General features: G+C 64.6%; 5 protein-coding genes and 1 pseudogene. All 6 read right to left on the bottom strand.

Annotated features, from left to right (window positions below):
- Nucleotides 1-116: pseudogene (locus AB0E91_RS30915) on the bottom strand (IS5/IS1182 family transposase); the annotation flags it as partial.
- Between the two features lie 278 nt (nt 117-394).
- Entirely contained in the window at nt 395-1,003 is a 609-nt protein-coding gene (locus tag AB0E91_RS30910) for a phage integrase N-terminal SAM-like domain-containing protein (protein WP_361788632.1), read from the bottom strand.
- Between the two features lie 103 nt (nt 1,004-1,106).
- On the bottom strand, nt 1,107-1,244 hold the full coding sequence (locus AB0E91_RS30905) for a hypothetical protein (protein WP_329268144.1): 138 nt from the start codon (nt 1,242-1,244) through the stop codon (nt 1,107-1,109).
- Nucleotides 1,245-1,420: 176 nt separating this feature from the next.
- A complete protein-coding gene (locus AB0E91_RS30900; RefSeq protein ID WP_361788630.1) occupies nt 1,421-2,218 on the bottom strand; it encodes a DUF1883 domain-containing protein in 798 nt (265 codons plus the stop codon).
- Between the two features lie 209 nt (nt 2,219-2,427).
- The gene (locus AB0E91_RS30895; protein ID WP_361788628.1) at nt 2,428-5,322 is read right to left on the bottom strand and encodes a vitamin B12-dependent ribonucleotide reductase; all 2,895 of its coding nucleotides are present in this window, start codon (nt 5,320-5,322) and stop codon (nt 2,428-2,430) included.
- Nucleotides 5,323-5,482: 160 nt separating this feature from the next.
- A complete protein-coding gene (nrdR, locus tag AB0E91_RS30890; protein ID WP_361788626.1) occupies nt 5,483-6,034 on the bottom strand; it encodes a transcriptional regulator NrdR in 552 nt (183 codons plus the stop codon).
- Between the last annotated feature and the right edge of the window lie 116 nt (nt 6,035-6,150).

Genomic DNA, 6,150 nt, shown 5'->3' with positions numbered 1-6,150 from the left:
AAGGCGCCGCTCGCGCAGCGGCAGCAGCGGCTCCAGGAGGTCCCACAACTCATCCGACACGATCCACGGCGACGTCCCCACACCAGGCGAACGCTTAACTACCTTCCTCGACACGGCCATCAGGGCCGAGTCACCTCATTGTGTTAGCTGCTGTTAGACGCTCGGTAATCCACAGGGCGGGGTGCTTACCTCGCGACGCAAGCGGCCGAATCTCTTCAATGTAGTGATCCAGCAATTCAACCACCCAGTCGAACTCGGGAACCGTGAACACGGTTCGCCGCTTCGGCGGACCGCCCTTTGAGGATTTACCGTAGCGAACAAAAATCGCCCCGAAACGCCCATACGATGGAGCCTTGGGATTCCTCCTCAGATCATGTAGATCTAGGCGCACAGCCTACTGCCGACGCAGCCCGTATGCGTATACCATTTTGAGTAATACGGCATCCCTCATGGCTGCCAAAGCGCCCTTGCGGCGACGGGCTCTGATGTCCTCGACCCGTCCATCCGCTGCATCGAATAGGGCTTGCACCTCGTCATAAGTGAGGGGGCGCCGTTCCGAATCACCTTCATATTCACTAGAGTGGCCGATGGTGTTCCACTCGTGCAGAATCTGCAATGGCGCTTGACCAAAGGAATCAAAGCACTTTGCCGGCCAGCCATAACGAGCATCCGTGACGTAACCGCAGAACATTCGCAGCGCGTTCCGATAGCTCCGCCCAGTTGACGCCGCGAAGGTTGGTCGCCTATCCCGAAGGGAATTCATGAATGCGTCAACTTCGGCAGACTGCCATTGCCATGGGTACTCATTGGTGAAGTCGGAAAATCGCCTGATAAGGGCGAGGCGCGGTTTGATCGTGCCATCCCAGTCCAAAAACCTGGCCCGCTGCTCCCGGGCCCACCCCTCCAGCATCGCCTCGAAGACGGCTGTCTCGGGGTCCAGATGCACGACCCCGTCAGCAAGCATCAGGTGCGCAGCACCTGGCAGGCCCACCCCACTGCTCATGTTGCGTCTAACGCATCATCGTTGAGTTGGTTACGCTGGGCCTGCCATGGGTGCCCTTGAGGATTGGGGTGCCCAGGGCGCAGGCCCTGGGCACCTTCAGGTGTTACTTCTTCTTGGACGGCGTCTGCGACAGCGCGCTTGCCGCCGCAGACTTCTCGGCCTTGGTCGACTTCGGGTTGGCCAGGACCTTGGCTGCGGCCGACGCGGCCTTCTTACCTGTCTGACGTGGGTTCTTGGACATGATCACAGTTCCTTTCGTGCCACTTTGCGTTGCAGCTCAGAACGTGATGTCATGCATGCCTGGATGCGGTACAAGACGTCTCGTTCTGGCTGCGGTGATCGGCTGACCCCTCCGAAGGGTCAGCCGATCACCATCCGGCGGCTTCTCCGCCGGAATTCTCAGGTATGAGATTCGAGTTACCCAGCATCACGCTGAGCACCGCCCTCTCGGCTCTCTCGAATCACATCAGCAATCTCGCTGGCGATCTCCTCGACCGTGAACTGAGCGGTGCTTCTCGCCAACTTGTCGGCCAGGGACGGGCTTTGCGCCATAACCTCATCCTTGGTGACGTTGTGCCAGATGGGCAGCAGGTTCTGTTGCCCCGTCACGTACCTCGTCACCAAGCCGTCGAGTTCATACTGGGGCCACCCCTTCTCGAAGAAGTGGCGCGAGAGAATTACGATGCCGAACTGGCTGTTAGCCAACCCGTGGTCGATCTTGCGGCGGAGGCTGTCGCCGATCCTCAGTTCGATAACGTCGAGCCACACAGAGATGCCGGCTTCTTGCAGATACTGCGCCAGCGGTCGGGCCACGGCTTCTTTGTCTTCACTTGCATGGGAGATGAAGACATCTCGTACGGGCTCACCACGGCCTGCGGAGTAAGGCGGCGGCTCATGCCTGATATCGGCCAGGGAACCAGCATTGCTCGGGCGGAGCACGGGCAGCGGGGGCGGTTCGACGGAGGCCGAAGACCTCACCTTGCCCTTGAGGCCCATCAGATCAACGGTCACGTACCAGTGGCCGCTACTCGGAATCGCAAGACGTACCGGAGAGGTCCTTGCCAGCCCACCGATACACCTGTGGCCTCGCCCGCTTTTGTACTTCTGATAGTTACTGGAGTCCATCAGACGCACATTGGCTGCGCTTCCGGACAGATTGATGACTGCGGTCGCCCCCTTGGGCTGACGACCGAGATCGTGGACTACATAGTCCATGAATTTTCCTCTGTATCACCTTCACCGGGGACCTGTTGGGCGGTTGCGCTGGATGCAACATTGTTGCGTGCGCTTCAGCGGCGGGTGTATCCCCAGGCCAGCCGCTACGCGGGAGGGGCGTCAGCAGGAGGCTGACGCCCCTCTCATCAGGGATTACTTGTCAGGTGAGCGTTTGCCGAGTGTTGCACTCGATGCAATTCCGCCCAGTTTCAGCTGCAACCGCTGGTCGAGCCGCAGCCCTCGCAGATGTAGCAGGAGCCGGCTCGCTGCATCTTCGTGCCGCAGGAGAAGCAGAGCGGGGCGTCGGCCTGGATGCCCAGCTGCATTTCGACGAGTTCGGCGCTGGTGTGGGCCTGCTTGGGAGCGGGCTTGACCGACTCGGCCTCGGCCTTGGGGGTCGCGACCGCCTTCAGCTCGGTCTGACGCGGGGCGGACTGGGCCAGACCCTCGACGTCGACCTCGTCGTCGGCCGGCTCGTAGGAACCGGTCTCCAGGTGACGCTGACGCTCCTCGGCGGAGTGGATACCGAGCGCGGAGCGCGTCTCGAAGGGCAGGAAGTCCAGCGCCAGGCGGCGGAAGATGTAGTCGACGATCGACTGCGCCATCCGCACGTCCGGGTCGTCCGTCATACCGGCCGGCTCGAAGCGCATGTTGGTGAACTTCGAGACGTAGGTCTCCAGCGGCACGCCGTACTGGAGGCCGACCGAGACGGCGATGGAGAAGGCGTCCATCATGCCCGCGAGCGTCGAACCCTGCTTGGACATCTTCAGGAAGACCTCGCCGAGACCGTCGTCCGGGTAGGAGTTGGCGGTCATGTAGCCCTCGGCGCCGCCGACCGTGAAGGACGTGGTGATGCCGGGACGGCCCTTGGGCAGGCGCTTGCGGACCGGGCGGTACTCGACGACCTTCTCGACCGTCTCGCGGATGGTCGCCTCGGCCTTCGCGGTCACCTCGGCCTTCTCGTCCTCCTTCTTCTTGGCGGAGAGCGGCTGGCCGACCTTGCAGTTGTCGCGGTAGATCGCGAGCGCCTTGACGCCGAGCTTCCAGGCCTCGAAGTAGATCTCCTCGACCTCCTCGACGGTCGCCGTCTCCGGCATGTTGACCGTCTTGGAAATGGCACCGGAGATCCAGGGCTGGATCGCGGCCATCATGCGGACGTGGCCCATCGGGGAGATGGCGCGCTCGCCCATGGCGCAGTCGAAGACCTCGTAGTGCTCGGCCTTGAGGCCCGGGGCGTCGATCACATTGCCGTGCTCGGCGATGTGGGCGACGATCGCCTCGATCTGCTCCTCCTGGTAGCCCAGGCGGCGCAGGGCCTGCGGGACCGTGCCGTTGACGATCTGCATCGAGCCGCCGCCGACGAGCTTCTTGAACTTGACCAGCGCGAGGTCGGGCTCGACACCGGTGGTGTCGCAGGACATCGCCAGACCGATGGTGCCGGTCGGGGCGAGCACGGACGCCTGGGAGTTACGGAAACCGTTCTCCTCGCCGAGGCGCACGACGTCCTGCCAGGCCTCCGTGGCGGCGGCCCACACCGGGTTGTCCAGGTCGTCCATGCGGACGGCCGTCGCGTTGGCGTCGGCGTGCTGCTTCATGACGCGCTTGTGGGCGTCGGCGTTGCGGGCGTAGCCGTCGTACGGGCCGACGATCGCGGCCAGCTCGGCGGAGCGGCGGTAGGCGGTGCCCGTCATCAGGGAGGTGATGGCGGCGGCGAGCGTGCGGCCGCCGTCGGAGTCGTACGCGTGGCCGGTCGCCATCAGCAGGGCGCCGAGGTTGGCGTAGCCGATGCCGAGCTGGCGGAACGCGCGGGTGTTCTCGCCGATCTTCTCGGTGGGGAAGTCCGCGAAGCAGATCGAGATGTCCATCGCGGTGATGACCAGCTCGACGACCTTCTGGAAGCGCTCGCTCTCGAAGGACTGGTTGCCCTTGCCGTCGTCCTTGAGGAACTTCATCAGGTTCAGCGAGGCGAGGTTGCAGGACGTGTTGTCCAGGTGCATGTACTCGCTGCACGGGTTCGACGCGGTGATCCGGCCGGACTCGGGGCAGGTGTGCCAGTGGTTGATCTGGTCGTCGTACTGGATACCCGGGTCGGCGCAGGCCCAGGCCGCCTCCGCGATCTTGCGGAACAGCGACTTGGCGTCGACCTTCTCGATGACCTCACCGGTCATGCGGGCGCGCAGGCCGAAGTCGGTGCCACCCTCGACCGCGTTCATGAACTCGTCGTTCACGCGGACGGAGTTGTTGGCGTTCTGGTACTGGACGGACGTGATGTCGTCGCCGCCCAGGTCCATGTCGAAGCCCGCGTCGCGCAGGACGCGGATCTTCTCCTCCTCGCTGACCTTCGTCTGGATGAAGTCCTCGATGTCGGGGTGGTCGACGTCGAGAACGACCATCTTGGCCGCGCGGCGGGTGGCGCCACCGGACTTGATGGTGCCGGCGGAGGCGTCGGCACCGCGCATGAAGGAGACCGGGCCGGAGGCGTTGCCGCCGGAGGAGAGCAGCTCCTTGGAGGAGCGGATGCGGGACAGGTTCAGACCGGCGCCCGAACCGCCCTTGAAGATCATGCCCTCTTCCTTGTACCAGTCGAGGATCGACTCCATGGAGTCGTCGACGGACAGGATGAAGCAGGCGGAGACCTGCTGGGGCTGCGGCGTGCCGACGTTGAACCAGACCGGGCTGTTGAAGCTGAAGATCTGGTGCAGGAGGGCGTAGGCCAGCTCGTGCTCGAAGATCTCGGCGTCGGCGGGCGAGGCGAAGTACTTGTAGTCCTCGCCGGCCTTCCGGTACGTCTTCACGATGCGGTCGATCAGCTGCTTGAGGCTGACCTCACGCTGCGGGGTGCCGACGGCACCGCGGAAGTACTTGCTGGTGACGATGTTGACCGCGTTCACCGACCAGAAGTCGGGGAACTCGACGCCACGCTGCTCGAAGTTGACCGAGCCGTCGCGCCAGTTGGTCATGACGACGTCGCGGTGCGCCCACTCGACCTCGTCGTACGGGTGCACGCCGGGGGTCGTGTGGATGCGCTCGATGCGCAGTCCCTTGGTGGCCTTGGTGCCCTTCGCTCGGGAACCTCGTGCCGGACCGCTCGCCGTCTCTGTCATGCCGCCTCCCTGTCGGGCAAAACGCCCTGAAGTGCCCCGATGTTCCCAGGGCACGTGTTCTGTCTTGCGTCGCGGGCACCATCGGCGCCACCCGCGACAGGTCTAAGTGAGCCGCCCTCCGGCCGGACTGCGGGATCGCTCCCGTCTTCCGGCCGGCCGGTCATTCGGCGGCGTGCGCGGGCACCGGGACCTGAGAGGTCCTCGGCTGCCCGGCTTGGTCCTCCTGGCGCCCCGCTTCCGCGTCCTCGTCGTCCGCGGCGGGGCCGCGCGTCGTCTCCCTCAGCTCCGCGATCGCGGCCTCGAAGTCCTCGAGCGAGTCGAACGCCCGGTAGACGGAGGCGAATCGCAGGTAGGCGACGAGGTCGAGCTCCTGCAGCGGACCGAGTATGGCCAGTCCCACGTCGTGGGTGGTCAGCTCGGCGCTTCCGGTCGCCCGTACCGCCTCCTCGACCCGCTGCCCGAGCTGGGCGAGCGCGTCCTCGGTGACCGGCCGTCCCTGGCACGCCTTGCGCACGCCATTGATGACCTTGGTGCGGCTGAACGGTTCGGTGACTCCGGACCGCTTGACCACCATGAGCGAGCACGTCTCCACGGTCGTGAAACGACGGGAGCAGTCAGGGCACTGGCGGCGCCTGCGGATCGACGTGCCGTCGTCGGTCGTACGACTGTCGACCACACGGCTGTCGGGGTGCCTGCAGAAGGGGCAGTGCATGATCTCCAACCCTCCTCACAGCAGACTCGATGGCCTCGCCGGACCTCAGGAGCCCCGCGAAGCAGCACCTAAGCATAGGCGATCGCGGAGGTGCGGAAGACCCCTGGACCGGCAAC

The organism is Streptomyces sp. NPDC026659, assembly GCF_040638245.1.
Lineage (GTDB): Bacteria > Actinomycetota > Actinomycetes > Streptomycetales > Streptomycetaceae > Streptomyces.
This window is presented reverse-complemented; position numbering and strand designations above follow the sequence as displayed.

Coding starts and splice junctions, on each gene's coding strand:
- AB0E91_RS30895 (WP_361788628.1), bottom strand. CDS start 5,322: ATGACAGAGACGGCGAGCGGTCCGGCACGAGGTTCCCGAGCGAAGGGC.
- nrdR (WP_361788626.1), bottom strand. CDS start 6,034: ATGCACTGCCCCTTCTGCAGGCACCCCGACAGCCGTGTGGTCGACAGT.
- AB0E91_RS30900 (WP_361788630.1), bottom strand. CDS start 2,218: ATGGACTATGTAGTCCACGATCTCGGTCGTCAGCCCAAGGGGGCGACC.
- AB0E91_RS30910 (WP_361788632.1), bottom strand. CDS start 1,003: ATGAGCAGTGGGGTGGGCCTGCCAGGTGCTGCGCACCTGATGCTTGCT.
- AB0E91_RS30905 (WP_329268144.1), bottom strand. CDS start 1,244: ATGTCCAAGAACCCACGTCAGACAGGTAAGAAGGCCGCGTCGGCCGCA.